A 21,972-nucleotide genomic window follows, 5' to 3' on the forward strand; every position below is an offset into this window, starting at 1 on the left:
TGTCTCCCTAAGAGTGTGGCAGTTCGGCTGTGAACCTATGAACGGCTTAACGGATCGTCAAGGTATCTCGCGGCGCTTAAGGGCGGATGACACAATATCGTGTGGCAAGGCCATCAGCGACGCAGTGCGGGTCCAGAGCAAAGCCGTCTCGATCTGCCGATCCGGATAGAGCGTGGCCAGAGTATGGGCGTAGGCCCCCATCTGCCGCAACAGCCCCTCCGGGCAGGTCTCAGGACGGCTCGGCACAGTGGCATTCGATTTGAAATCAATTGCCAGCACACGTTTTGGGGTGACAATCAGCCGATCAATCACACCGTGGATCCGGCGACCATCCAGATCCGCTGATACGGCGACCTCTGCCAGGGTATCCGGGGCAAAGATCTCCTGCAATTCCGGTGTGGTCAGGACCCGCGTCGCCTCAGCCAATAGTTCAGCGGTGTCTTCGTGACCTGCCAGCAGCGTCTCAGCCAGTTGCGGCCAGATCTCCTTGCTGGTGCCGGGCAGATGTTCCAGCAATCTGTGGAGTCGGCTGCCGCGCGCCTTGGCCGCTTCTTCATCCTGTCCCAGATCGCCCGGTAAGGCCTTCGCTCCGCCGAGATCCGATGGGCTTAGCGTTGGCACGGGCGGCGTGTAAGGGGGGGGTGCATGTCGGAACACATCCGGCAGCTGCGGCTGGAGAGGGACGACCGGCGCTGCAGAATGAAACGGCAGCCCGTCCCAATCGCCGTGTTGCAGGCGCAGCCCCTCACCATAGCTGGTCTGACAAGGGCTGGCACCTGCCTCTCTCAACGCGCGCTCAACCATCTGGTACCAGCTGTCACCGTCTTTGGACAGCTCGCCGGCAGCGGCGACGATCAGCCATTTTTCGGCCCGTGTCAGCGCCACATAGAGCAGTCGCAGCCGTTCGTTTCTGGCCTTGTCTTGCGCCGTTTCACGGGCGCGGTGCATCACTTGCGGCATCAGGGCGCTGGGCAGTTTCCACATCGGCCCGGCCTCGGCGCGCATGATTTCATCGTCGCGTGGCGGCTTGCGTTTGGCTGTGTCGGGCAGGATCACGATCGGCGCTTCCAGCCCCTTGGATCCATGCACTGACATCACCCGGATCATATTGCCCGCCGCCCCCATCTGGCGTTTGATTTCCAGATCATCGGCCTGCATCCAAACCAGAAACCCGGTGAGGCTCGGGATATCGGTGCGCTCGTAGGCGAGTGCCTGGCTGAGCAGGGCGTTGATGCCATCCTCCGCCTCGGGCCCCAATCGGCCGAGCAGGCGCTGACGACCACCGTGGCGCGTCAGGATACGTTCGATCAGGTCATAAGGGCGCAGAAAATCGGTCTGGCCGCGCAGGTCGTCCAAAATTGCCATCGTGTCTGGATATTCCGCCGCCCGGTCGCGCAGAGCGGTCCAGAGGTAGCTGCCGCCCTCACGACGGTGAGCCAGATCGAACAGGGCCTGTTCGTTCCAACCAAACAAAGGTGATTTGAGGGCGGCGGCCAGTGACAGCGAATCCTCTGGCGTGGCGAGAAATGACAGCAAAGCGGCCAGATCCTTTACCGCCAGCTCGGCCCCGATTTTCAGTCGGTCGGCACCGGCAATAGGCAGTTCAGCCTTCTTGCAGGCACGGATGATCTCCGAAAATAATTCGGACCGGCGCTGCACCAGAATGAGAAAGTCACCTGCCTGTACAGGGCGGCGCTGAAAGCTGCCGCGCTCAGGGCCATCCTCGGGTAGCGTGACCTTGTTGTCCATCATCTCCTTGATGGTATTGGCGATCTGCTCGGCCAGAATGACCGTGTGGTGGCGGGCGCCGGGGCGATCTACGGGATCGGTCCAGTCACGCTCTTCCTCTGTGTCGATCTTGTCGACGACGGGCCAGAGGTCGACCCGTCCTGGCAGTTCTGATTTGAACGCGCGGTGCAGCGCGTCACGGTGAAAACCTGCGCCAGGGCTGTCCTTGAACACCAGATCGACCAGCCCCAGGATCGCTGCGGAGGAGCGAAAGGAGAACTCCAGCGCTGCATTCTGCAATGCGCTGCCGGTTTCCGCTAGCCGGTCGGCAAACTCAGCCTGCATTCGGTCGAAGGCGTCAGGATCGGCCCCCTGGAATGAGTAGATTGATTGTTTCTTGTCACCGACAACAAAAATGGTTCGCTCGACGTCGGATCGTGCGCCCTCGCCGGCGGTGAACTCTTGGGCCAGTTTTTCGATGACATCCCATTGCACCGGGCTGGTGTCCTGAGCCTCATCGACGAGGATGTGGTCAATCCCGCCGTCCAATCGGTAAAGAACCCAGGCCGCAACAGCCGGATCATTCAACAGCTGCCGGGCCTTCAGGATCAGATCGTCGAAATCCAGCCAGCCGCGCAGCTGTTTGCGGCGATCATATTCAGGCAGGAATACCGCAGCAAAATCGTGCAAAACCAGCGATTTATCGACCGCAGCCAAGGCAAGACGCTGGGCGCGTGCGGCCTCGACACGTCGCATCAGCGGTTCCAGCTGATCCATCAGCGCAACGTTGTTTTCGCGCAGCTTCTTAGTGGGAAAGGCGTCGATCTTGGCACTGAAGGGCGCTTTGGCTGACGCCCCCGTCAGAAAAACTGACTCAAGAATCGGCAGGTCCGCACAGGTTGGCTCCGTTATCTTGCGCAGCTTGGCTGCTGCCTTGATATCCGTGCTGCTGCCTTGCTCCAGCATGGTGCAGGTTCGCGCCAGAAGATCCCCTTCACCCCCGAGAAACACGCCGTCTTCCAACGCACCAGTGTCAAATCCTTCAGGCAGATCAAACAGCGTCAAAAGCCCCGCTCGATCGAGCGGCGCATCAAAATCAGACCGGCGTTGGCATATGGCAGCGGTCAGAGTCTCGAAATCGCTGTCTGTCACTTGCCGGGCCAGCTTACCAATCAGATCAGCCTCAAACCGATCGGCGCTTTCTGCGATCGCCTCCACAACCTCGGCCCGCAGCAGCACCGCCGCTCGGTCATCCATCTCTGAAAACTGCGGACTGACGCCTGCCTCCAGCGGAAAACGCCGCAGCAATGAGGCGCAGAAGGAGTGGATTGTCTGGATCTTCAGTCCACCGGGTGTCTCGATTGCGCGCGCGAACAGGGTGCGGGCCTGCGCCATTCCCTCCGCAGAGATTACATCCTGCGCACCCAGCTCCGTAAGCGCCGTGGTCAACGCCTCATCGCCGAGCATGGCCCATTCACCAAGCCGCTTGAACAGCCGGTTCTGCATCTCGCTGGCGGCGGCTTTGGTATAGGTCAGACAGAGGATATGCTGGGGTTGCACGCCGCGCAGCAACAGGCGCGCCACCCGGTCGGTCAGCACCTTGGTCTTGCCTGATCCGGCGTTTGCAGCCAGCCAGGTTGAGGCGTCCGGGCGGGCGGCCCGGAACTGCGCTTCGGAGGCGGCATCGCGGGCGGTCATGTCAGAATCTCCGGTTCCGGCGTTGCGCTTCGGTCCCATTCGCCGTAGCGCGCCAGATGGTCATAATCGCCGGTCTGAGTGTCCTGAAACACCATGCGACGGCTGCTATATCCTTGATCAGGCTTAAAATATGCACCGATCAACTTGCTCAGTTCCTCCCAAACCTTGCCGGGAGGTTCGTCCAGAAGTGGGGCTGCGACCTCTTTCAGAGGGCTTTTGAGACCAAGGAATATGGCGCGCTCCACCCTGCCCTCACCATAGCGATCAAAGGCGCCGCGTTCCGCCATCGCAGCTTCAATCAGCAGCTGTTTCTCGAACGCTTTCTGTTGGTTCTCGGATGGTGGATCGCCGGTCTTATAGTCAAAAAGATGCAGGCCTCCACGTTCATCCACATCAATCCGATCTGCTGTGCCAGCAATTTCAAAATCAAACGGTGCCACCCGTACCGCACCAGAGACCTCGAACCCGGAGGGGCGTGCGTTGGCCTGCCGCTGGCGCTCACCATTGATGAAATCGTCAGCGATACGTTCCAGCCGGGCCAGCCAGAGGCTGCGCGCGATGGCCCAGGGCACCTTGGCTTCCAGATGGGAGGCGGCGATTGCGAGAAAATTTGGCACCGTCAGCTGGCTTGGGTCGGCAACAGTGGCCTTGATGAAATCTTCCAGGATCTTGTGCAGAACGATGCCGCGCAGCAGGGCGTCGGGTTCCTGTACCAATGGATCGAGTGGGCGCAGCTTCAGCACATGCTTGGCATATATCGCGTATGGATCGCGGATCAGCCGAGGGATTTCAGTGATGGTCAGGCGCCGCGGGCGGGCAGCAACGGGTGGGCGCGGTGCTGGACGTTTTGCGGGATCTGTCGGTACCGGTGCCTCAAGCGCGTCGGCCCAGCCGAGCCATTCCTGCCCGCGTGCCCGCATCTCCGCCAGTGCCGCCGGGCCGCCCTGCCCCGGCAGCCCGGACAACAGATTGGTCATTCGGTTGAGCCAGCGCGACGGCACCGTATCCGCCTCATCCGACCGTTCGGCGCGGGTCATCCAGACCTGAGGGGCGGCGACCGCCTGTTGAAAATCATGGGCTGACAGTCCGATACGCCGCTCAGGAAGCAGCAGGCCCGCCTGATGGCGAAGCTGGCGGTTGAGCCAAGGATCGGGGGTGGCTGCCTCTGGCCAGCTGCCTTCATTGAGGCCACCGAGGATCACCAGATCGGCGCCCTGCACCCGTGCCTCCAGCGTGCCCCAGATCAGGATGGAGCCATAGGGTGCATCCCGGTCGCGGACCTCACCTTGCGACAGCAGCGCCCGCAGGAGATCGGCAAAGTCCCGAGCTGTCATTTCGCCGCCATATCCAGCCTCGGCGCGCAGGTTGTCCATGATTTCCAGCGCCTTGCGGCCGGCTTTCTTGTCCCACAGGCCACCGCTTGCAGCGTCCTGACTGCCCAGACTTACCGCCTCTGCCAGCTGCCGCAGGGTATCGACCCACCGGGACAGTGGCTGCGTTCCGCTGATGGGTTTGTCGGCAAAGCACTGGGACAGCCAACCGGTCCATCCGGGCATCAGGTCGCGCCCGACTTCAAATGCGGCAAAGCTGTCGGCATCCGGGAAGGGAGGTCCGTAGCGGCGCAAGCGCAGTTCCAACTCGCGGGTGTGGCGCAGGTGATCGCCGCGCCCTGCCCCATCGTGGCAGAGAGGATGCTTCAGCAGGGTCAGCAGCGCATCGCAGGTAAGCGGTTTACAGAACAGCTCGGCAATATGGCGCAGAAAACGGCCCGGCGGCGACAGTTGCAAGGGCTGACCGGCGGAATCATCCGGCAGAATATCCCAGCGATCCAGCGCTGCGGCCACCTGTCTGGTCAACATACGATCCGGTGTGATGAGGGCGGCGGTCTGACCATCCTCGGCGGCTTGGCGCAGGCGCAGCGCGATGGCTAGTGCCTCCGCACGCGGGTTGGGCGCTTCGACCAGGGTCATCTCGGCGGTGGCCCGGTCGATGTCGCGCAGTTCCGGTCCTTCGCGCATCCAGGCATCTGTGACCGGCGCTGGGCGCAACGCCAAGGATACCAATCTGTTACGGGCAACGGCGGCTGGTGATGTTGCGACCCATGGGAGAACATCATCCGCAGTCATGTCCAGATCGCGCATGATCTTGAAGAACCGATATTGCGGATGATCCTCGGACATCAGCGGGTCATCAAGATGCTCCCAGACATGCCGGGGCTGCTGGTCATCAAATCCTGGCAGGATCACGGCGCCCTGCGGCAGCCGCGCAATGGCCTCCATCAGCATCAGTGTGGTGCCGCGCGATCCGGTGGAACCTGCGAGGATGACAGGGTGTTCGGGCGGCTGCTCCTGCCAGTCTTCGATCAGATCCAGCACAACCTGCCGCTGGCGGGCCTGCGCGTCCATCGCGTTTGCATGGGTTTCTGCGAATTCATCTGCGATAGCGATGAACTGCTGCGCACGCGCCCAATGGCCCGACATATCGGAGACATCGAGTGATCGAATGGTGTCAGGGCTGACCCCTTCGCCCTGCATTTCGTCGAACAGTGCTGCCAGACTGTCGGAGAGATCGTAAAGCGAGGATCGCGCAGCCAGATCCGGCTGGGCATCCAGCAATTTGGCGATGAGCTGCGACAGCTCAAGTCGCCGCCGCAGCGGCGGCAATGCTGGCGGCAGACCACGAAGTGTCGCGCGCATATCAAGATCCGTGAGCAGAGAAATCTTGGGCAGCAACAGCGCTGGCCCTTGGTCAAACAGATCCCGCACCCGGCGCGCCATACGGGAGGTGTTGACGATCAGCTCCACCTTCGCCAGCGCTTCCGGTGGTGCGGCTCGGCTGCGTGTGATTAGCCCCTCAACAAGGGCGCGCGGGAAATCGACGCCGCAGGGAACGGCAAAGAGGCGTGGCGTGTCTTGCGGCTCAAATCTCATCTTGGGCTATCAGTTCCTCGGCCAGGGGGATCCCCTCGGGGGTGCCGACATCGCACCAATGACCGGGATATTCCAGCGCAAACAGGCGGTCCTCCTGTGCCATCAGATCCCAAAGTGTGTTCAGTGAGAAGACGGTTTCTTCGATCTCTGCCAATCGGTTGGTGCGCAGAAGTTGTACGCCGCCATAGACCAGATCGCCGCCCCGCTGCAGGCGCCCGTCACCATCGGTATGAAAGTCGCCAACACCGATGCGCCCTATGGTACGAGCAATGGGAATACAGGCCAGCAGCGCGTCCATGCGTTCCGGATCCCAGGCAGCTCTTAGCAGGCGCAACGGGTTTGGCCCGCGCCAGACCACATCGGGATTCACGGTATAGACCGGCCCGTCCGGTGCGCCGAGCAGCGGCAAGGCCTGTCGCAGTCCACCCCCGGTATCAAGGATTTGTGGCTGTTCGGGGCTGATCACCACTTCACTGTCGGCAAGGTGGCGGGCCAGAATGTCGCCCTTATAGTGGCTGTTGGCCACTATCACCGTCGGTGCAACCTCTCGTGCCATGTCCAGAGCGCGATCGATCAAAGGACGGCCAGCGACCGGGATCATCGGTTTTGGCTGATCTGCGGTCAGATGGCGCATCCGGGTGCCAAAGCCCGCGGCGAAGATCATGACGGGATATCTGGGGTCTGCCATCAGCCGCGCAACCGGTCGAGGACCTCAGGGGTGGGCACCGGCATTTCACGATGCAGGAACTCCGCAAGCGGTGCCATTGCCGGGTGGTCGAGGCCCCGATGAAAATGATCCCACACACGCGGGATCAGATCGACGTATTGCGGTTTGCCATAATCCCTGCCCAAACGCGCAAAAACACCCAGAATGCGCATATTTCGCTGCACACCCAGCACGGTATACGCCGCGCGAAAGCTGCCTTCGTCGACACCGGTCGCGGTGACGTAGCGATCCATCATCTGCATCTCGATGGCGGCAGGCACATCCCTGCGGGCGTCCTGTAACAGAGACACGAGATCGTAGGCCCGATGACCCGCACGGGCGGCCTGGAAATCCAGCAATCCGACTTTTGCGACGCCGGTGCGCTCGGGCAGCCAGATCAGGTTTTCCGCGTGATAGTCCCGCTGAACCAAAACAACGTCACCTTTGATCGTGCGGCGCAGGATATCCTCGAACTGGTCGGTGAAGCGGGCAAGATGCTCAGTCGACGTCTCCTCACGGATCACATCCCGGTATTTTTCAAATGCGAGGCCGGATAGTTCTGCCATCAGTCTGGGTCCCAGCGGCTCCAGCTCTGGCATCGGGGCGTCATGCAGGGCAATCAGAACATCAGTAGCGGCCTCATATAGCGCGCGTTCCTGTGCCGGATCATCGCGCATCACACGCGCAAAGAGCGCATCGCCCAGATCTTCGATGATCAGGAACCCGTTTGTGCGGTCTTCGGCCAGAATCTCTGGTGCGCTCAGTCCCTGGTCGCGCAGGTAGGTCGCAATCTCCACAAATGGAGCAACATCCTCGCCCTGATCAGGCGGGGCATCCATCAGCACAACAGAGGTGCCATCGTGATGGCGCAGCCGTTCATAGCGCCGGTTGGACGCATCGCCGGCCAGCGGCTCGCGCGTCCAGTCTTGCCAGGGGGTATCACTCAGAAAGGTTGAGATGAGATGGTTTCGGTCGGTCATGTGGAAATCTGCTTCATCAGGGTGTCCCAGCGCGGATCGCTCCATCGCAGGGTGGCGGTGCGGGCATCGTCATGGTCTGGGTCCAGCGCCAACGAAACATGCAGCGCGTCGCTTGGCGTGAGTTCCTCTAGGCGGTCCGGCCATTCAATCAGGCAAATAGCTGTTTCAAAAGCCGCAATCAGACCCAGCTCTTCGATTTCATCGAGGGCTGACAGACGGTAAAGATCGGCATGCCAGAGCTCTCCGCCGGGCAGCTCATAGGTCTGAACCAGAGTGAATGTGGGCGAGGGGACATCCTCGGGCACGGTCATCTGAGATTGGATCAGGCTGCGGGCAAAATGGGTTTTACCGGCGCCGATGACGCCTTCCAGCAGCAGGCAATCGCCACCATGCAGCTGGGCACCAATACGGGCGGCAAGCACGGCGGTGTGGTCGGGTGAGGCGAGAGGGATTACGAGCGTCTGGGTTGTCATGGGGCGACAATGCCGCCACGCGCGCAAGGCTGCAAGCCGGATCGAAAAAGCCCGGTATCGAACCGGGCTTTCCTGCTGATCGAAGGGCTGCCTACAGCGCTATTTTTCCTGCTTGGTAATCGCAAACCGCTGTTGGTCCACCGGAGTCGGCGCCGGGTCGGGGGAGCGGAAGCTGACCATGGTTGCCCCGTTCTGGATGGCGGTCACCTTGCAGATCAGCGGGGTGCCGTTGCGCAGCTGCACGTTTGCCCACCAGGGGGTGCGGCTGTCGCTACCTGCAACGAAATCGCGAACTTCTCCCCAGGCCGGTGTTGCGGCGCACATGTCCTGCCATACCCGACTGGAGTCCATGATGGTGATTTTGGCAAAGCTGCCGTCGGGATCCATCTGCCACAGATCGTGATAGGCGGCGTTGGAGAAGGTCATGGTACCGTCATTTGCAAAAACGGCGATGGCTTCGTCCATCTGATCCATGATCGACTGACCCATTTCAAGCTCGGAACGGAACTGGCGGGTCAGGGTGATCTCGGCGGTGATATCCTCAAACAGGAAGGCAATCGCCCCATCCGGGTGCGGGCGGCCAGAGACGGAGTAGACTGACCCCGATGGCAGCGACCATGTTTCCTGATAGCGGCCCTCGGCTGCGGCTTCCAGAAGGTCGGCCATCTGATGGCGCCAGCTGGAGTAATTCTTGGGTTCCGGCATCATGCGTTGATCGCGCAGCCGGTCAAAGAAGGTCAGCAGGTTCGGCCGCGAGCTGAGGAAATTGGCGGGCAGGGCGGTCAGGTCGATCAGCACCGGATTGAACAGTACCAGCTGACGATTCCGGTCAAAAATCGCAAGACCGATAGAAAGCTGGGCAAATGTCTTTGCCAATGTCTGGACGAAGTTGCGCTGAGCGATTTCGGCGTCAACAACCGCATTCACATCCACCGCGTGGCACAACCAGCCGGCTTCGGTTTCGGTGGTCGAGATATTGTACCAGAGCTTCTTCTTGCTCTCGGGCATGGGGATCGAAATCCGTTCAGGTTTGCCGCTGGCCATCGGGTCATCAAGATTGGTGAACAGCGGTTCCGAGAAATCGACGTTGCGGCCACGGAGCTTCTGGCTGAGATCGTCATAGGCAAGATTGGACCAGGTAACCGCACCGTCATCGGATTGCAGCCAGACAGGGTAGGGCGCCTGATGCACGGCTGAACGCAGGGTCGTAAGCTCCTGGTCGATGCTGTGATTATGCTCCTCGGATGTCGTGCTGCGAAGCTGTACCCGGGTGACACCATCAATCCATTCGCAGAGCGCCTCGCGGCTTTCGGCATTTGCAGTTCCCGAGAGCACCAGCGGTCCGACATCCTTCAGAAAGCCGGGAGACTGCGGCAGGCCCGGATAGCTGCGGGCCAATTGTTCTCGCAGGTTGGCCCAGCTGAAGCTCTCCGCCTGTTCGCCCACGAACCGGCGCGCGCCGGAGGACCAGCCGATCAGCGTCGTGTCATCAAAGAGAAACACCGCATCAGAGCGCCCATCGCCCTGCAGCAGATCCTGCTCAAAGCCCTTGGGTTTGGGATTCGGAGACAGCCACCAGACAGCTGCCGCGGCCGTAGCCGCACAAAGCGTTGCCAATACAAGCCAGTCGGTCGATAGGATCTGCTGCATGATGTCCGTTACCCACAAGTGTTTTACTCTCCCGACCGATGTTTCCCGATAATGGTTAAATGAAGTTTAATTGGTTGCCTAAAAGTGAATAGTTAAATTTCTATACGTTTATTTTCCCCGATGGGAACGGCATTTTCGCCTGTCAGAGCGTCAATCTTGCTTCGGGGCCAGCTGACCTGCACCAATGCGCCACAACGTTCCGGATCACGGGTCAAGGTCTGATTGGGATCGGATCCATTTGCGAAAATCAGCTGAGCGCCGCTGCGTTCCAGCAATGTCTTGGCGATGAACAGTCCCAGACCCATGCCCTCATACTCGGGACGCTGGCGCCGGTCGCTGTCGCTACGACGCCGCCGCACGAAGGGGTCGCCGATCCGGCCCAGCAGATGTGACGGGTAGCCCCGACCATCGTCGCTGATGCGCAGGGTAATCGTCTCATCGTTCCAGCTGGCATCGATCCAGACTGTTGTTCGGGCAAAATCCACCGCGTTCTGCACGAGATTGCGCAGGCCGTGAATGATTTCCGGCTGGCGCAGGATGGTCGGATGCTGGGGATCGCCATCGCTTTCCGGGGCTTCCTCGAAGATCACGGTTTTGCCCCGGTACATATGCGGTTCTGCCGCCTCGTTTATCACGGTGGAAAGCGGGGCCTGGCGCAGATGCAGATCATCCTTACCCGCGCGCCCCATGCCTCTGAGAATATCGCGACACCGGTCCGCCTGTTCACGGATCAGGGCGGCATCTTCGCGCAGGTCGGGCCGGTCATCCAATTCGTCGATCAACTCTGCGCTGGCCAGTTTGATCGTGGCCAGCGGTGTGCCCAACTCATGGGCCGCAGCGGCCACAACGCCGCCCAGATCGGTAAGCTTCTGTTCGCGCGACAGGGCCATCTGGGTCGCGGCCAGCGCATCCGACATCGAGCGGATCTCGGCGCTAATCCGGTAGGAATAGGCGCCAATGAACAAGACCGCGATCACGATGGCAGTCCAGTTGCCAAAGACAAAGATATCCGGCACCCGCAGCACAAACCCCTGCGGCGTGCGCAGCGGCAGATGAAATTCCGCAAGCAGTGTTACCAGGATGATCGCGGTGGCACCGATAATCAGGGTCGAGCGCAGCCGCATCATCGAGGCGGAAATCGTCACCGGCCCCAGCACCAGTAGCGCGAAGGGGTTGTTCAATCCACCGGTCAGATAGAGCAGGAAGTTCAGCTGCAGGAGGTCAAAGAGAACCATCAGGAAGTTCTCGAATTCCGAGAGGCGTTTGTTCTGCGGGAACAGAATGATCGCAATAAGGTTGCCCAGAACCGAAACACCAATCGCGATATAGCAAAGCACGAGCTCCAGCTGCAGATTATAGAGCTGCTGTGCCACGGTGATGGCAGAGACCTGACCAGCTATCGCCACCCAGCGCAGCAGGATCAACGTGCGCAGGCGAATCCAGTGGCTCCGTTCCTGCCCGCTCAGCAGGTCAATATTTGTCGCGCTCATACCGCACTCCGTGCCGAGGGGATGGAGCCATTTTGTTTGGCCCCGGTCGGGATCTGGCTGACATATGGCCTGCTCTGGAACAAGACGAAACCAGACTGTCTTAGTATCCTCGCATTCCTGGCGCAGACAGACAATTGATCTGCTTTGGCGATGGCCTCCTTATACGGTGACTGTCGCCGGGATCGCCCGCGGCTGCGCTGATTTGTCCGTCTGGTCATTGGGGTAAGGCCTGCGATAGGTCGACCCCCGTGCAGGATCGCTGGACCACTTCTGGCCGATGCGCGGCGGCTGCTTCGCTCCGCCCGTTGCATCGCCTGAGATTCTTGGTAGGTCTGGCGCAGCCTGATGACCCATCTAATTCTTGCGCAAAGTGTGATCTCATGACCCGTCTCTATGCCATCCTTGCTGCCGTTGTTGTCGCTGCCCTGGTAGGGGGAGCCTGGTTTGCCACACGCGGAGGAGGCGCGGGTGATGACTTCGCCGAATGCCGCGCCAGTCAGATTGCCGGAGGGTCCGATACAATCGGCGGACCGTTTGAGCTGCTGAACGCCAAGGGTGAGACGGTGACGGATAAGGATGTGATCACCAAGCCGTCGCTGGTCTATTTCGGCTATACGTTCTGCCCTGATGTCTGCCCTCTGGATGTTGCCCGCAATGCCGAGGTCATCGATCTGCTGGATGAGCGTGGACAGGACGTGACACCGGTGTTCATCTCCATCGACCCGGATCGCGACACACCTGAGGTGGTGGGTGATTTTGCCGCCAATCTGCATGAACGGATGATTGGTCTGACGGGATCACACGAACAGGTTAAGGCCGCCAGCCGCGCCTACAAGACCTACTACAAGAAACATGACGGCGACGAAGACTACTATCTTGTTGATCACTCGACCTTTTCCTATCTGGTTTTGCCCGAGCAGGGATTTGTGGAGTTCTTTCGCCGTGACGAGACACCGGAACAGGTTGCTGACAAGGTCGGCTGCTTTCTGGAAAACCTGTAATCCTGATGAAGGTTTGACGTTTCGGAGGCGAGACGTAATATCAAGCCTCACGACCTGATAACATTGCGGGGGAGACCGACAGCATGGGCGAAGCTGCTATGCAGGAAATAGGACCGGACAAGACGCTCTTGCTGGTCGATGATGACGAGCCCTTTCTGCGGCGCTTGGCCAAGGCCATGGAAAAACGTGGCTTTGAGGTGGAGACAGCAGGATCTGTCGCAGCAGGCAGCGCCATAGCCACAGCCCGCCCTCCAGCCTTTGCGGTGGTCGATCTGCGGCTAGAGGACGGCAACGGGCTTGATGTGGTGGAGATCCTGCGAGAGCGCCGCCCCGACAGCCGAGTGGTTGTTCTGACTGGATATGGTGCCATTGCGACAGCCGTTGCAGCGGTGAAGATTGGTGCGACGGATTACCTGTCAAAACCTGCTGATGCGTCGGACATCATGAACGCGCTGCTCGCCAATGAAGAAGAGCTGCCGCCGCCGCCGGAAAATCCAATGAGTGCGGATCGTGTGCGGTGGGAGCATATTCAGCGGGTCTACGAACTATGCGACCGGAATGTATCGGAAACCGCGCGACGGCTGAACATGCACCGGCGCACGCTTCAGCGCATTCTCGCCAAACGCAGCCCCAAGTGAAGCGAAAGCCTCTCCAGATCGGGAGAGGCTTTTTTCTTGGGATCAGAGCAGTGCCAAGAGATCGGCGTGCCGGGTGATGTAATCTTTGCGGACCTCGACCGGTGGTCGCAGGCGGATGGAAAGCCCTTCCATAAGCGTTTGATCCGGCTTTCCAAACAGGCGGTCGGCTTCGCTGCGGGAAAATCCGGCGATCTCGATTGCTTCCATCCAGGCGCTGATCCGATCTGCTTTCTTGATCTGGGCCTTGACCGTTTTAGGTAATACGGCAGGCAGACCAAAGCGGATATGAATCGCCGTCGTCAACCGCTGGTCCAATTCGCCGTAACTTGGGCCAACGGCATTCTTTACCGGCGAAATCATGTCTCCGATGACATATTCCGGCGCGTCGTGCAGCAGGGCCGCCAGCTTCCATCGCACCGGCGCCTTCGTGTTCAGGCGACCGTAGATCGTCTCCACCAGAAGCGAATGCTCTGCCACGGAATAGGCAAAATCACCAATGGTCTGGCCATTCCAGCGCGCCACAAAGGCCAGCCCATGGGCAATATCCTCGATTTCGACATCGACCGGAGTCGGATCAAGCAGGTCAAGGCGGCGACCGGAGAGCATCCTTTGCCAGGCGCGCGGAGGTTTGGGGGGCATGGTCAGTCTCTTCCTTTGGCGGTGGGTTCTGACTAGCCGGTGAGTGCGTGCAGCGCAATTGCCGGCACGGCGCCTAAGGCAGGCCGCCAACGGTGTTCTCGAGCCTATGTGGTGGCAGGATCACCTGCTGAGCACACATGGACACCACGAACAGTTGACCGGCCGGGATTTGATACCGGCCGGTTCTGGCCCCATATTTATAGGTACGACAGGGGCTCTTGCCCCCTTGGCAAGCCTCTTTCGTCGCTTAGGCACATGCGAAAGGAGATTGTCATGTTTAAACGTCTTGCCTGCACCTCGCTTATCTTTGGGATGCTTGCGACTGCGCCGCCGGTGCTTGCCGCTGGCTGCAGTCCCCGCGATCACCTGGTGGATCGTTTGCAATCCTCATACGCCGAGCGGTTGACTGCTGGCGGGCTGCAAGCCAGCCAGCCCGTTTCCACCGTGATCGAATTCTGGGCTTCAGCAACAACCGGCACTTTCACCGTGCTGGTTTCCCATCCCAACGGGTTGAGCTGTGTGGTGGCCTCCGGCACCGGGTTTTTCCAATTGACGGAAGACCCCAGGCCGCAAGGCACCCCCAGCTGACCTGTCCCCCCGGACCGTTGGGAAGGTCGGGGCGCACGACCTCCGGTCGCTGCGCCCCGGCGCTTTCGGGCATCTTCGTTGCTTATAAACCATTGCGGTGTTACCTGCTGCGGTAGACAAAATGTAACCGGAATGGAGCACGCAATGGCCGGGGATTATATCGTCAAGGACATCGCGCTGGCCGAGTTTGGCCGCAAGGAACTCGACATCGCTGAGACCGAAATGCCGGGGCTGATGGCCCTGCGTGACGAATATGGCGACAGCAAGCCGCTGAAAGGGGCCCGGATTGTCGGGTCGCTTCACATGACCATCCAGACTGCGGTTCTGATCGAAACGCTGGTGGCGCTGGGCGCGGATGTGCGCTGGGCCTCCTGCAACATCTTCTCGACCCAGGACCACGCTGCGGCCGCAATCGCGGCAGGCGGCACGCCTGTCTTTGCGATCAAGGGCCAGACCCTTGTAGAACATTGGGATTATCTGGATCGCTCGTTCCAGTTCCCTGAAGGCGCAAACCTCATTCTGGATGATGGTGGCGATGCAACGCTTTACGTGCTGCTTGGCGCGCGCGTAGAGGCTGGCGAAACCAATCTGATCGAAGTTCCGACCTCCGAAGAGGAAGAAGCGATCTTCAACCAGATCAAAAAGCGTATGGCCGAAAGCCCGGGCTGGTTCACCAAAACCCGTGAGGCGATCAAAGGCGTTTCCGAGGAAACCACCACCGGCGTTCACCGTCTTTATGAGCTGGTGAAAGAAGGGCAGCTGCCCTTCCCGGCGATCAACGTGAACGATTCGGTCACCAAGTCGAAGTTCGACAACAAATACGGCTGCAAGGAATCGCTGGTCGATGGTATCCGTCGTGCCACCGATACGATGATGGCAGGCAAGGTCGCCGTAGTTTGCGGTTACGGCGATGTGGGCAAGGGCTCAGCTGCCTCCCTGCGCGGCGCCGGTGCCCGGGTCAAGGTCACCGAAGTGGACCCGATCTGCGCCCTGCAGGCCGCGATGGACGGTTTCGAAGTGGTCCTGCTGGAAGATGTAGTGGACAGCGCCGACATCTTCATCACCACCACCGGCAACAAGGATGTCATCCGCATCGAGCATATGCGCGAGATGAAGGATATGGCGATTGTTGGCAATATTGGCCACTTCGACAACGAGATCCAGGTCGCCAACCTCAAAAACCACAAGTGGACCAACATCAAGGAACAGGTCGACATGATCGAGATGCCCTCGGGCAACCGTCTGATCCTGCTCTCCGAAGGCCGCCTCTTGAACCTTGGCAACGCGACGGGTCACCCGTCTTTCGTGATGTCGGCCTCCTTCACCAACCAGGTGCTGGCGCAGATCGAGCTGTGGACCCGTGGTGAGGCCTACAAGAACGATGTCTACATCCTGCCCAAGCACCTGGACGAAAAAGTTGCTCGTCTGCACCTGGACCGGATCGGTGTGAAACTGTCGAAACTGGCCCCCGAACAAGCGGCCTATATCGGCGTCAAACCCGAGGGCCCGTTCAAGCCTGAGCACTATCGCTACTGATCCTATCTTCCTTCTGATTTTCGGAATGAAGTAAACGTACAGAACACCCCGCCATCGGTGGGGTGCTTTCTTTTATGTGACTGATTTTTATTTGCCTTTTAATAGGTCTGACCTAGCACGCACCGCGCGCGAAAACGTTGTTTCGCGCTCAAAAGTTCCAATAATTTAATGTCGAGATTCCGGAAAAATCCGGGAACGTATTCGAGCGGCATGACGTTTGATTTCCGTACTTCAAACGAAGGAGAAAACGACATGACCGAACTGAAAACCAAAACCCGTATTCTTGCTGGTGTGACTGCTGCTGCCCTGATGGCTGGCGCTGGTATTGCGCAGGCTGGCACCTCGGTGCCGCGTGGCGAAAGCAAGGCCGACACCCAGATCGAAACTGTTGGTGGCCAGGAAACAACCGGCAGCGTGTCGCTCGACACCACCGAAGGCACCACCGTTCCGCGTGGTGAATACAAGGTAGATAGCGGCGTTGAGACCGTGAACGGCCAAACTCCGGCGGATGGCGATGAAAACGTCAATGTAAGCTCTGACGCTTCCACCACCATCCCGCGCGGGGAATATGATGCTTCGGATGCCGCTGGTGAACCTCTGCCGCCACTGGATGAGATGACCGTCGCTGATCTGGTCGGCAAAAACGTCTTCTCCGCGACCGGCGAGAATGTCGGTGAGATCGACTATGTGATCGAACAGGACGGTAAGATCGCAGGTGTGATCGGCGTCGGCGGTTTCCTTGGCCTGAATGAATACACCGTTGCCGTGCCGTTGTCCGACATGGATTTCACCCGCAACGGTCAGCTGAAGCTGAGCACACGCACCGAGGCGGCTCTGCGCTCGATGCCGGAAATCGACGAAAACATGATCAAGCCGCTGCAGGATGATCGTCTCATCGGTGACCGCGTATAACGCGACTCTGCCACATTGAATCGGCACCTGATTGAGGTGTTGTGAGATGGCTTTGGCGCCCCTCATCCGAGGGGCGCCATTTCTGTCGTGTTCGGCGATTGTTCGTCGTTTCGCACAGAAATGAGAGTTTACCGCCGAAATTCCCGGTTGCCCTGTTCCGTTCTGCGACTAAGCTGCTGGAATAAGAACTGATCAGGCGCAGTGCCTGGCGATACCAGTAGTTCCGCTGAGTAACATGGGAGAGAGAGTTTTGGGAAAACGCGACGATCTGATCGAGCAATATGCAAGTGATCTGAAAACCAAATGTGGCATGGATCCGGATATGGACCTGCTCACCAAGGTCACCATCGGCTGTGGTCCGGCCATCTATGACGCCGACGCATCCACCGTAGCCTCCAGCCAGCCGGCAGAGCTGGAGACCGTCAAAAATAACTTCCTGATCAAGAAATTGGGCCTGTCCGATGGGCCCGAGCTGATGTCTGCAATCGATAGCGTGATCGAGACCTACGGGAAGTCTGAGCGGAACAAATACCGCGCAGTCGTCTACTATATGCTGACCAAGCACTTCGGGAAAGAATCCGTCTACGGCTGATCAGATTGCCTGAAGACCGCTGAGGATCGCCCGTCGGAAACCCCCGGCGGGCGCTTTTCGTATATCATGATGTACGGTGGGGCGGCTTCTTCTAAGTCGTTGTGTCATTGGTTCGTGGAGACACCGGGATTAACCGACATCACGGCGACACGGAACATGCCCCGGTTGTACATGTATTGCATTTTACCTGTATTGCCTTTGCGGAATCACCGCTGGTCGGCCTATCTTCTAGATACCGGTCAGGATGGCCAGGATCACAGATTTACGAACACGTGTGGTGGAATTGGAGCACGTGGGGTGAAAGGGAAGATCCTGTCATATGATCGGATCTTCCCTTTTTTGTGCATAGCGTTTCGCCAGCGAAGGGCGTCAGAACAACGTCAGCACGATACCAATCGCACCGCAGGCCAGCGTAGCGTAGCCGCCATCAATCATTGACAGGCGCAGCGGTCTGACAGCGTAGAGGTTATTGATCATGATCCATGGGGTGATGAAAAACAGCCCTACGCCCAGCCCACCGACGAGGCCACCGCCCACGGTATCAATCCCCGACAGGGCAAAGACATGGCGCATCATGCCCGCAACAATGAGCTGAAGCACAAAGGTAGCAACAAAAACCGCCGGTGTTTGCCCACCTGTCGGTTTGCCGTTTTCATCGCGAGGCACCTTTGCCGCCTGCATCCAAGGCTCAGCCAGCACGCCATACCAGACCGCGCCCAGAACAAAGCCGGCAATCGCGGCTGCGATAACATTCAGTATTTCCATTGCACTCTCCCTGATACCAGCGCCAGCCTGAGAATTCTGTCAGATCAACCGGGATCTGTCTCCCCCAACGCGCAGATATGGGCCCATTCTTCAGCGGTGACAGGTTGTACCGAGAGGCGGGAGTTCTTGACCAGAACCATGTTTTCAAGCCGCGGATCGGCTTTTATCTGATCAAGTGTCACCGGTTTAGAGAAGCTGCGCACCGATTTGATATTGACGCATTCCCAGCGCGGGTCATCCGTGGTGCTGTCTGGGTGGGCCTCGGCACAGATTTCGACGATCCCGACCACAGATTTCTCCTTCATCGAGTGATAAAAGAACCCGAGGTCGCCGATTTCCATGTCGCGCATGAAGTTGCGCGCCTGGTAGTTGCGGACGCCGTCCCACTCCTCACCCGCGCCACCTTTGGCTAGCTGATCAGCCCAGCCCCAGGTGGAGGGTTCGGATTTGAACAGCCAATAGGCCATCAGCCGACGACCTTTTTCCAGGTGATCAGCTCAACCGCTTCAAACAGTCCGGCCTTTGCATAGGGGTCGCTATCCGCCCAAGCCTGGCCCGCAGCCATGTCTTCGACATCAAGGATGATCAGCGAGCCGACCATGCCGCCGTCTTGATCCAGTAGCGGTCCCGCCTGCGCAACAACGCCGGTCTCCTCGATATAGGCCAGATGCGCGGCACGGTTGTCCATCCGGGTCTGCAAATGATCAGGTTTATCGCGCGCGATCAGGGCAATCAGCATGTCATTCCTCTTTTAGTGGTCTTGAAAGCAGTTGAGCGGTGGCATCGGCAATCGTCAAGCGCTGATCGAGCAGGGCGACGACGATAGCGGTGATAGGCATGTCCAGTTGCCGCGCCGTGGCCGCGGCATGAACCGCGCGTGCCGTGGCGGCGCCTTCGACTGTGATATTTGGATCGAAAGCCTCGCCGCGGCCGATGGCAAGCCCCAGGCGGTAGTTTCGCGACAGATCAGAGCTGCATGTGAGCGTCAGATCGCCAAAACCGGAGAGACCGGCCAGTGTCTCGGGGCGGGCCCCTGTGGCCAGCGCCATACGCTGCATCTCGGCATATCCCCGGGTCATCAGCGCGGCGCGGGCGCTATCGCCCAGACCGGCACCAATCACGGCGCCGCAGGCAATTGCGATAACATTTTTCAGCGCACCGCCAATCTCTGCGCCAATCGTATCTGTGGTGCGATAGAGCCGTAGGGTCTTGGTGGTCAGCTGTTGTTGTAATTCCCTGCCGGTCTCTGCGTTGCCACAGGCCAGCGTAAGGGCCGTTGGCAGGCCCCGTGCGATGTCAGCGGCGAAACTGGGGCCGGTCAGCAGCGCCGTTCGGGCCTCGGGCAGGCAGTCACGGATCACCGCCAATGGACCAAGCCCGGTTTTGAGCTCCATCCCTTTGCAGCAGGCCACAAGCCCGCGGTCGCGCAGTAAAGCGGCGTGAGCGGTTATGAACCCGCGCAGCGTCTGCATTGGCACCGCAAGCAGCACCGTTTCGGCCTGTGCGGCGCGTTCCAGATCGTTTGTCACCGTCAGCTTGTCCGGCAGCGCAGCATCTGGCAGGCGCCGACTGTTGCGGCGGGTTTCCTGCATCTGCAGCGCCTGGTCGGCGTCGCGCGCCCAGAGGGTGACCGGCCCGTTGGCTGCCAGCGATATCGCCAGAGCAGTGCCAAAGGCACCGGATCCGAGCACGGAAACACTCATGCCTTTGCTCCTTTCTTGCCGCTGCCCAACATGGCAGGGCTGCTTTGGTCCAGTGGCCAGCGTGGTCGCGCGGCAAGGTCCATGCCGTCGCGCTCGCCATTGCGAAACCGTTCCAGTCCGGCATAGGCAATCATCGCGGCATTGTCGGTACAAAGTGCCAGCGGCGGGGCTACGAACCGGGCGTCGAACTCGGCACAAACTGTCTCTAACGCGGCTCTAATGGAGGTATTGGCCGCGACACCTCCGGCAACGGCAACCGTGCGCGTGTCGGGGATCTCCTCGAGGTAGAGCCGGATCGCCCGGCGCGTCTTCTCGGCCAGAACATCGGTGACAGCTGCCTGAAATCCGGCGCAGAGATCGGCCCGATCCTGACGTGTCAGACCGCCTTTTTCGGCCACAACCTGATCGCGCATCCGCATCAGCGCAGTCTTGAGGCCGGAGAAGGACAGGTTACAATCTGGACGATCCAGCAAAGGGCGGGGGAAGCGGAAACGACGAGGATCACCGGTCTCCGCCTCAGCCTGTACGGATGGTCCACCCGGTTGCGGCAGACCCAGAAGGCGGGCGGTTTTATCGAAAGCCTCACCCGGAGCGTCGTCAATGGTGCCGCCAAGCCGTCTGAAATCGGCAGGCCCACGAACGATCAGGTACTGACAATGGCCGCCGGACACCAGAAGCATCAGATAGGGGTAAGGGACCGCATCGGTCAGCCGTGGAGTCAGCGCATGACCGGCAAGATGGTTCACGCCAATCAGGGGCAGCCCGCTCGCGGCGGCCAACCCCTTTGCGCACATGACCCCGGAGATGACGCCGCCAATCAGCCCGGGACCTGCGGTGACCGCGATGGCATCCATATCCGACAATCTCAGGTCGGCGGCAGCCAGCGCATCCCGAACGCAATGATCAAGTTTTTCAGCATGAGCGCGGGCCGCGATCTCCGGCACGACGCCTCCAAAGGCACTGTGAAGCTCGGTCTGGCCGAAAACGATGGAAGACAGCACCTCCGCCGGGCCGTGTCCCGGATGGCGCACTACCGCTGCCGCCGTATCATCGCAGCTGCTTTCCAATCCCAGCAGGGTGAGGTCTCGTGTCATGGCGTTACCGTTGCATCATATCCCCGCTGGGGCTACCACCTATGGCAGTGGCGAACAATCCCGAGGGGCGTGTGATGGTCGGCCTATTGATGACACGCCCCCGCGCGGCGGCGGAACGGTTCGTTGCGGATCTTCCGGCATCCACCCGCTCGACGATGCAGGTGATCTACGCACCATTGCTTGATGCGCAGCCCGTTGATGTGCAACTGACTTCGCCCGTAACCGATCTCTATACTAGGGATGTGGTTTTTTCTTCCGCCAATGCAGTCCGGTTTGCCCCTAAGCCTCAGTCAGGTCAGCGGGCCTATTGTATCGGAGACCGCACGACCGACGTCGCCAGAGCAAAAGGGTGGCAGGCGAAATGCTGCGGGCAGGATGCCGATCAGCTGGTCCGGACGGTGACAGAGTTATCACCCGAAACCCCACTCGTTCATCTTCGCGGTGTCCACAGTCGCGGTGATATCGCAAAGCGGCTTTGTCAGGCCGGTATCAACTGCCAGGAACATGTGATCTACGATCAGGTTCTGCTGCGCTACGACGATCAGGCCCGTGCGGCGCTGGATGCGCAAGCCTCGCTGATCGTGCCGCTTTTTTCACCGCGCACTGCGCTGCAATTCGTCAAATTGGCACCATATCGCGCAGAACTCCATCTGATCGCCTTCAGCAAAGCAGTGGCCGAGCCTTTGAACGTATTGAAATGCAAAGACTTACAGATATGTAACTCTCCAACGGCGAAGGATATGTGCGCATTGGTGCGTGATGCCGCAGCTGGTCTGGCGCGGGTTGAGGGTGGACCATCGGCACAGTAAGTTTATTGCCGAGTTGATGTTATGAGATTTTTAGAATCGA

At 59.7% G+C, this 21,972-nt stretch carries 20 protein-coding genes; 7 read left to right on the plus strand and 13 right to left on the minus strand.

Going from position 1 to position 21,972, the window contains the following annotated elements; genetic code table 11:
• Positions 1-57 precede the first annotated feature (57 nt).
• The 7 genes from addA to regB form a co-directional block, all read right to left on the minus strand.
• A complete protein-coding gene (addA, locus tag VWY60_RS04140; RefSeq protein WP_416539894.1) occupies positions 58-3,426 on the minus strand; it encodes a double-strand break repair helicase AddA in 3,369 nt (1,122 codons plus the stop codon).
• The gene (addB, locus tag VWY60_RS04145) at positions 3,423-6,356 is read right to left on the minus strand and encodes a double-strand break repair protein AddB (protein ID WP_416539895.1); all 2,934 of its coding nucleotides are present in this window, start codon (positions 6,354-6,356) and stop codon (positions 3,423-3,425) included. The genes addA and addB overlap by 4 nt, the downstream gene beginning before the upstream one ends.
• Positions 6,346-7,020: a nucleotidyltransferase family protein gene (locus VWY60_RS04150; RefSeq protein ID WP_416539896.1), complete on the minus strand. Its 675-nt coding sequence runs from the start codon at positions 7,018-7,020 to the stop codon at positions 6,346-6,348. The genes addB and VWY60_RS04150 overlap by 11 nt, the downstream gene beginning before the upstream one ends.
• Positions 7,021-7,043: 23 nt before the next feature.
• Entirely contained in the window at positions 7,044-8,042 is a 999-nt protein-coding gene (locus VWY60_RS04155) for an aminoglycoside phosphotransferase family protein (RefSeq protein WP_416539897.1), read from the minus strand.
• Positions 8,039-8,515 (minus strand): tRNA (adenosine(37)-N6)-threonylcarbamoyltransferase complex ATPase subunit type 1 TsaE, encoded by a 477-nt coding sequence (tsaE, locus tag VWY60_RS04160; RefSeq protein ID WP_416539898.1) that lies wholly within the window; start codon positions 8,513-8,515, stop codon positions 8,039-8,041. Before tsaE ends, VWY60_RS04155 begins: the two co-directional genes overlap by 4 nt.
• A gap of 99 nt (positions 8,516-8,614) precedes the next feature.
• Complete coding sequence (locus VWY60_RS04165) at positions 8,615-10,165, minus strand: PAS-domain containing protein (protein ID WP_416539899.1); 1,551 nt, start codon at positions 10,163-10,165, stop codon at positions 8,615-8,617.
• Between the two features lie 92 nt (positions 10,166-10,257).
• On the minus strand, positions 10,258-11,655 hold the full coding sequence (gene regB / locus VWY60_RS04170) for a sensor histidine kinase RegB (protein ID WP_340547093.1): 1,398 nt from the start codon (positions 11,653-11,655) through the stop codon (positions 10,258-10,260).
• Positions 11,656-12,035: 380 nt separating this feature from the next.
• Here regB and VWY60_RS04175 point away from each other — a divergent pair, with 380 nt between their 5' ends.
• Together VWY60_RS04175 and VWY60_RS04180 are read left to right on the plus strand one after the other, a co-directional pair.
• The gene (locus VWY60_RS04175) at positions 12,036-12,656 is read left to right on the plus strand and encodes an SCO family protein (protein WP_340547092.1); all 621 of its coding nucleotides are present in this window, start codon (positions 12,036-12,038) and stop codon (positions 12,654-12,656) included.
• Positions 12,657-12,739: 83 nt separating this feature from the next.
• Positions 12,740-13,294 (plus strand): ActR/PrrA/RegA family redox response regulator transcription factor, encoded by a 555-nt coding sequence (locus VWY60_RS04180; RefSeq protein WP_014876423.1) that lies wholly within the window; start codon positions 12,740-12,742, stop codon positions 13,292-13,294.
• Between the two features lie 42 nt (positions 13,295-13,336).
• Here VWY60_RS04180 and VWY60_RS04185 read toward each other — a convergent pair whose 3' ends face one another.
• Positions 13,337-13,933, minus strand: coding sequence for a hypothetical protein (locus VWY60_RS04185; RefSeq protein WP_416539900.1), 597 nt, complete (start codon positions 13,931-13,933; stop codon positions 13,337-13,339).
• A 273-nt stretch (positions 13,934-14,206) separates the two neighbouring features.
• Here VWY60_RS04185 and VWY60_RS04190 point away from each other — a divergent pair, with 273 nt between their 5' ends.
• From VWY60_RS04190 to VWY60_RS04205, 4 genes are all read left to right on the plus strand, one after another.
• On the plus strand, positions 14,207-14,521 hold the full coding sequence (locus tag VWY60_RS04190; protein WP_340547090.1) for a hypothetical protein: 315 nt from the start codon (positions 14,207-14,209) through the stop codon (positions 14,519-14,521).
• 144 nt (positions 14,522-14,665) lie between these two features.
• Positions 14,666-16,057: an adenosylhomocysteinase gene (gene ahcY, locus VWY60_RS04195; protein ID WP_340547089.1), complete on the plus strand. Its 1,392-nt coding sequence runs from the start codon at positions 14,666-14,668 to the stop codon at positions 16,055-16,057.
• A gap of 252 nt (positions 16,058-16,309) precedes the next feature.
• Complete coding sequence (locus VWY60_RS04200) at positions 16,310-16,969, plus strand: PRC-barrel domain-containing protein (protein WP_416534366.1); 660 nt, start codon at positions 16,310-16,312, stop codon at positions 16,967-16,969.
• Between the two features lie 250 nt (positions 16,970-17,219).
• Positions 17,220-17,561 carry a DUF2853 family protein gene (locus VWY60_RS04205; protein WP_340547087.1) on the plus strand — a complete coding sequence of 114 codons (342 nt, stop codon included), beginning with the start codon at positions 17,220-17,222 and terminating at the stop codon, positions 17,559-17,561.
• 369 nt (positions 17,562-17,930) lie between these two features.
• Here the strand turns inward: VWY60_RS04205 and VWY60_RS04210 are convergent, their stop codons facing one another.
• Genes VWY60_RS04210 through tsaD form a run of 5 tightly spaced genes read right to left on the minus strand, consistent with a single transcriptional unit; the run spans position 17,931 to position 21,123 of the window.
• On the minus strand, positions 17,931-18,326 hold the full coding sequence (locus VWY60_RS04210; protein ID WP_416539901.1) for a DUF1761 domain-containing protein: 396 nt from the start codon (positions 18,324-18,326) through the stop codon (positions 17,931-17,933).
• A 44-nt stretch (positions 18,327-18,370) separates the two neighbouring features.
• Positions 18,371-18,793, minus strand: coding sequence for an EVE domain-containing protein (locus tag VWY60_RS04215; protein WP_416539902.1), 423 nt, complete (start codon positions 18,791-18,793; stop codon positions 18,371-18,373).
• Entirely contained in the window at positions 18,793-19,065 is a 273-nt protein-coding gene (locus tag VWY60_RS04220) for a YciI family protein (RefSeq protein WP_340547084.1), read from the minus strand. Before VWY60_RS04220 ends, VWY60_RS04215 begins: the two co-directional genes overlap by 1 nt.
• 1 nt (position 19,066) lies before the next feature.
• A complete protein-coding gene (locus tag VWY60_RS04225) occupies positions 19,067-20,029 on the minus strand; it encodes an NAD(P)H-dependent glycerol-3-phosphate dehydrogenase (RefSeq protein WP_416539903.1) in 963 nt (320 codons plus the stop codon).
• On the minus strand, positions 20,026-21,123 hold the full coding sequence (tsaD, locus tag VWY60_RS04230) for a tRNA (adenosine(37)-N6)-threonylcarbamoyltransferase complex transferase subunit TsaD (RefSeq protein ID WP_416539904.1): 1,098 nt from the start codon (positions 21,121-21,123) through the stop codon (positions 20,026-20,028). The genes VWY60_RS04225 and tsaD overlap by 4 nt, the downstream gene beginning before the upstream one ends.
• A gap of 155 nt (positions 21,124-21,278) precedes the next feature.
• Here tsaD and VWY60_RS04235 point away from each other — a divergent pair, with 155 nt between their 5' ends.
• Complete coding sequence (locus tag VWY60_RS04235) at positions 21,279-21,932, plus strand: uroporphyrinogen-III synthase (protein ID WP_416539905.1); 654 nt, start codon at positions 21,279-21,281, stop codon at positions 21,930-21,932.
• Positions 21,933-21,972: the final 40 nt, after the last annotated feature.

Origin of the sequence: Phaeobacter sp. JH20_26 (assembly GCF_048056275.1) — a bacterium.
Taxonomy (GTDB): Bacteria; Pseudomonadota; Alphaproteobacteria; order Rhodobacterales; family Rhodobacteraceae; genus Phaeobacter; species Phaeobacter bryozoorum.

What these genes read in the sequence shown, in the direction of transcription:
- VWY60_RS04180 (WP_014876423.1), top strand. Translation starts at nt 12,740, where the DNA reads ATGGGCGAAGCTGCTATGCAGGAAATAGGACCGGACAAGACGCTCTTG.
- tsaD (WP_416539904.1), bottom strand. Translation starts at nt 21,123, where the DNA reads ATGACACGAGACCTCACCCTGCTGGGATTGGAAAGCAGCTGCGATGAT.
- VWY60_RS04155 (WP_416539897.1), bottom strand. Translation starts at nt 8,042, where the DNA reads ATGACCGACCGAAACCATCTCATCTCAACCTTTCTGAGTGATACCCCC.
- VWY60_RS04175 (WP_340547092.1), top strand. Translation starts at nt 12,036, where the DNA reads ATGACCCGTCTCTATGCCATCCTTGCTGCCGTTGTTGTCGCTGCCCTG.
- VWY60_RS04225 (WP_416539903.1), bottom strand. Translation starts at nt 20,029, where the DNA reads ATGAGTGTTTCCGTGCTCGGATCCGGTGCCTTTGGCACTGCTCTGGCG.
- VWY60_RS04165 (WP_416539899.1), bottom strand. Translation starts at nt 10,165, where the DNA reads ATGCAGCAGATCCTATCGACCGACTGGCTTGTATTGGCAACGCTTTGT.
- addA (WP_416539894.1), bottom strand. Translation starts at nt 3,426, where the DNA reads ATGACCGCCCGCGATGCCGCCTCCGAAGCGCAGTTCCGGGCCGCCCGC.
- VWY60_RS04150 (WP_416539896.1), bottom strand. Translation starts at nt 7,020, where the DNA reads ATGATCTTCGCCGCGGGCTTTGGCACCCGGATGCGCCATCTGACCGCA.
- ahcY (WP_340547089.1), top strand. Translation starts at nt 14,666, where the DNA reads ATGGCCGGGGATTATATCGTCAAGGACATCGCGCTGGCCGAGTTTGGC.
- VWY60_RS04190 (WP_340547090.1), top strand. Translation starts at nt 14,207, where the DNA reads ATGTTTAAACGTCTTGCCTGCACCTCGCTTATCTTTGGGATGCTTGCG.
- VWY60_RS04210 (WP_416539901.1), bottom strand. Translation starts at nt 18,326, where the DNA reads ATGGAAATACTGAATGTTATCGCAGCCGCGATTGCCGGCTTTGTTCTG.
- VWY60_RS04235 (WP_416539905.1), top strand. Translation starts at nt 21,279, where the DNA reads ATGCAGGTGATCTACGCACCATTGCTTGATGCGCAGCCCGTTGATGTG.
- VWY60_RS04200 (WP_416534366.1), top strand. Translation starts at nt 16,310, where the DNA reads ATGACCGAACTGAAAACCAAAACCCGTATTCTTGCTGGTGTGACTGCT.
- addB (WP_416539895.1), bottom strand. Translation starts at nt 6,356, where the DNA reads ATGAGATTTGAGCCGCAAGACACGCCACGCCTCTTTGCCGTTCCCTGC.
- VWY60_RS04220 (WP_340547084.1), bottom strand. Translation starts at nt 19,065, where the DNA reads ATGCTGATTGCCCTGATCGCGCGCGATAAACCTGATCATTTGCAGACC.
- tsaE (WP_416539898.1), bottom strand. Translation starts at nt 8,515, where the DNA reads ATGACAACCCAGACGCTCGTAATCCCTCTCGCCTCACCCGACCACACC.
- regB (WP_340547093.1), bottom strand. Translation starts at nt 11,655, where the DNA reads ATGAGCGCGACAAATATTGACCTGCTGAGCGGGCAGGAACGGAGCCAC.
- VWY60_RS04215 (WP_416539902.1), bottom strand. Translation starts at nt 18,793, where the DNA reads ATGGCCTATTGGCTGTTCAAATCCGAACCCTCCACCTGGGGCTGGGCT.
- VWY60_RS04185 (WP_416539900.1), bottom strand. Translation starts at nt 13,933, where the DNA reads ATGCCCCCCAAACCTCCGCGCGCCTGGCAAAGGATGCTCTCCGGTCGC.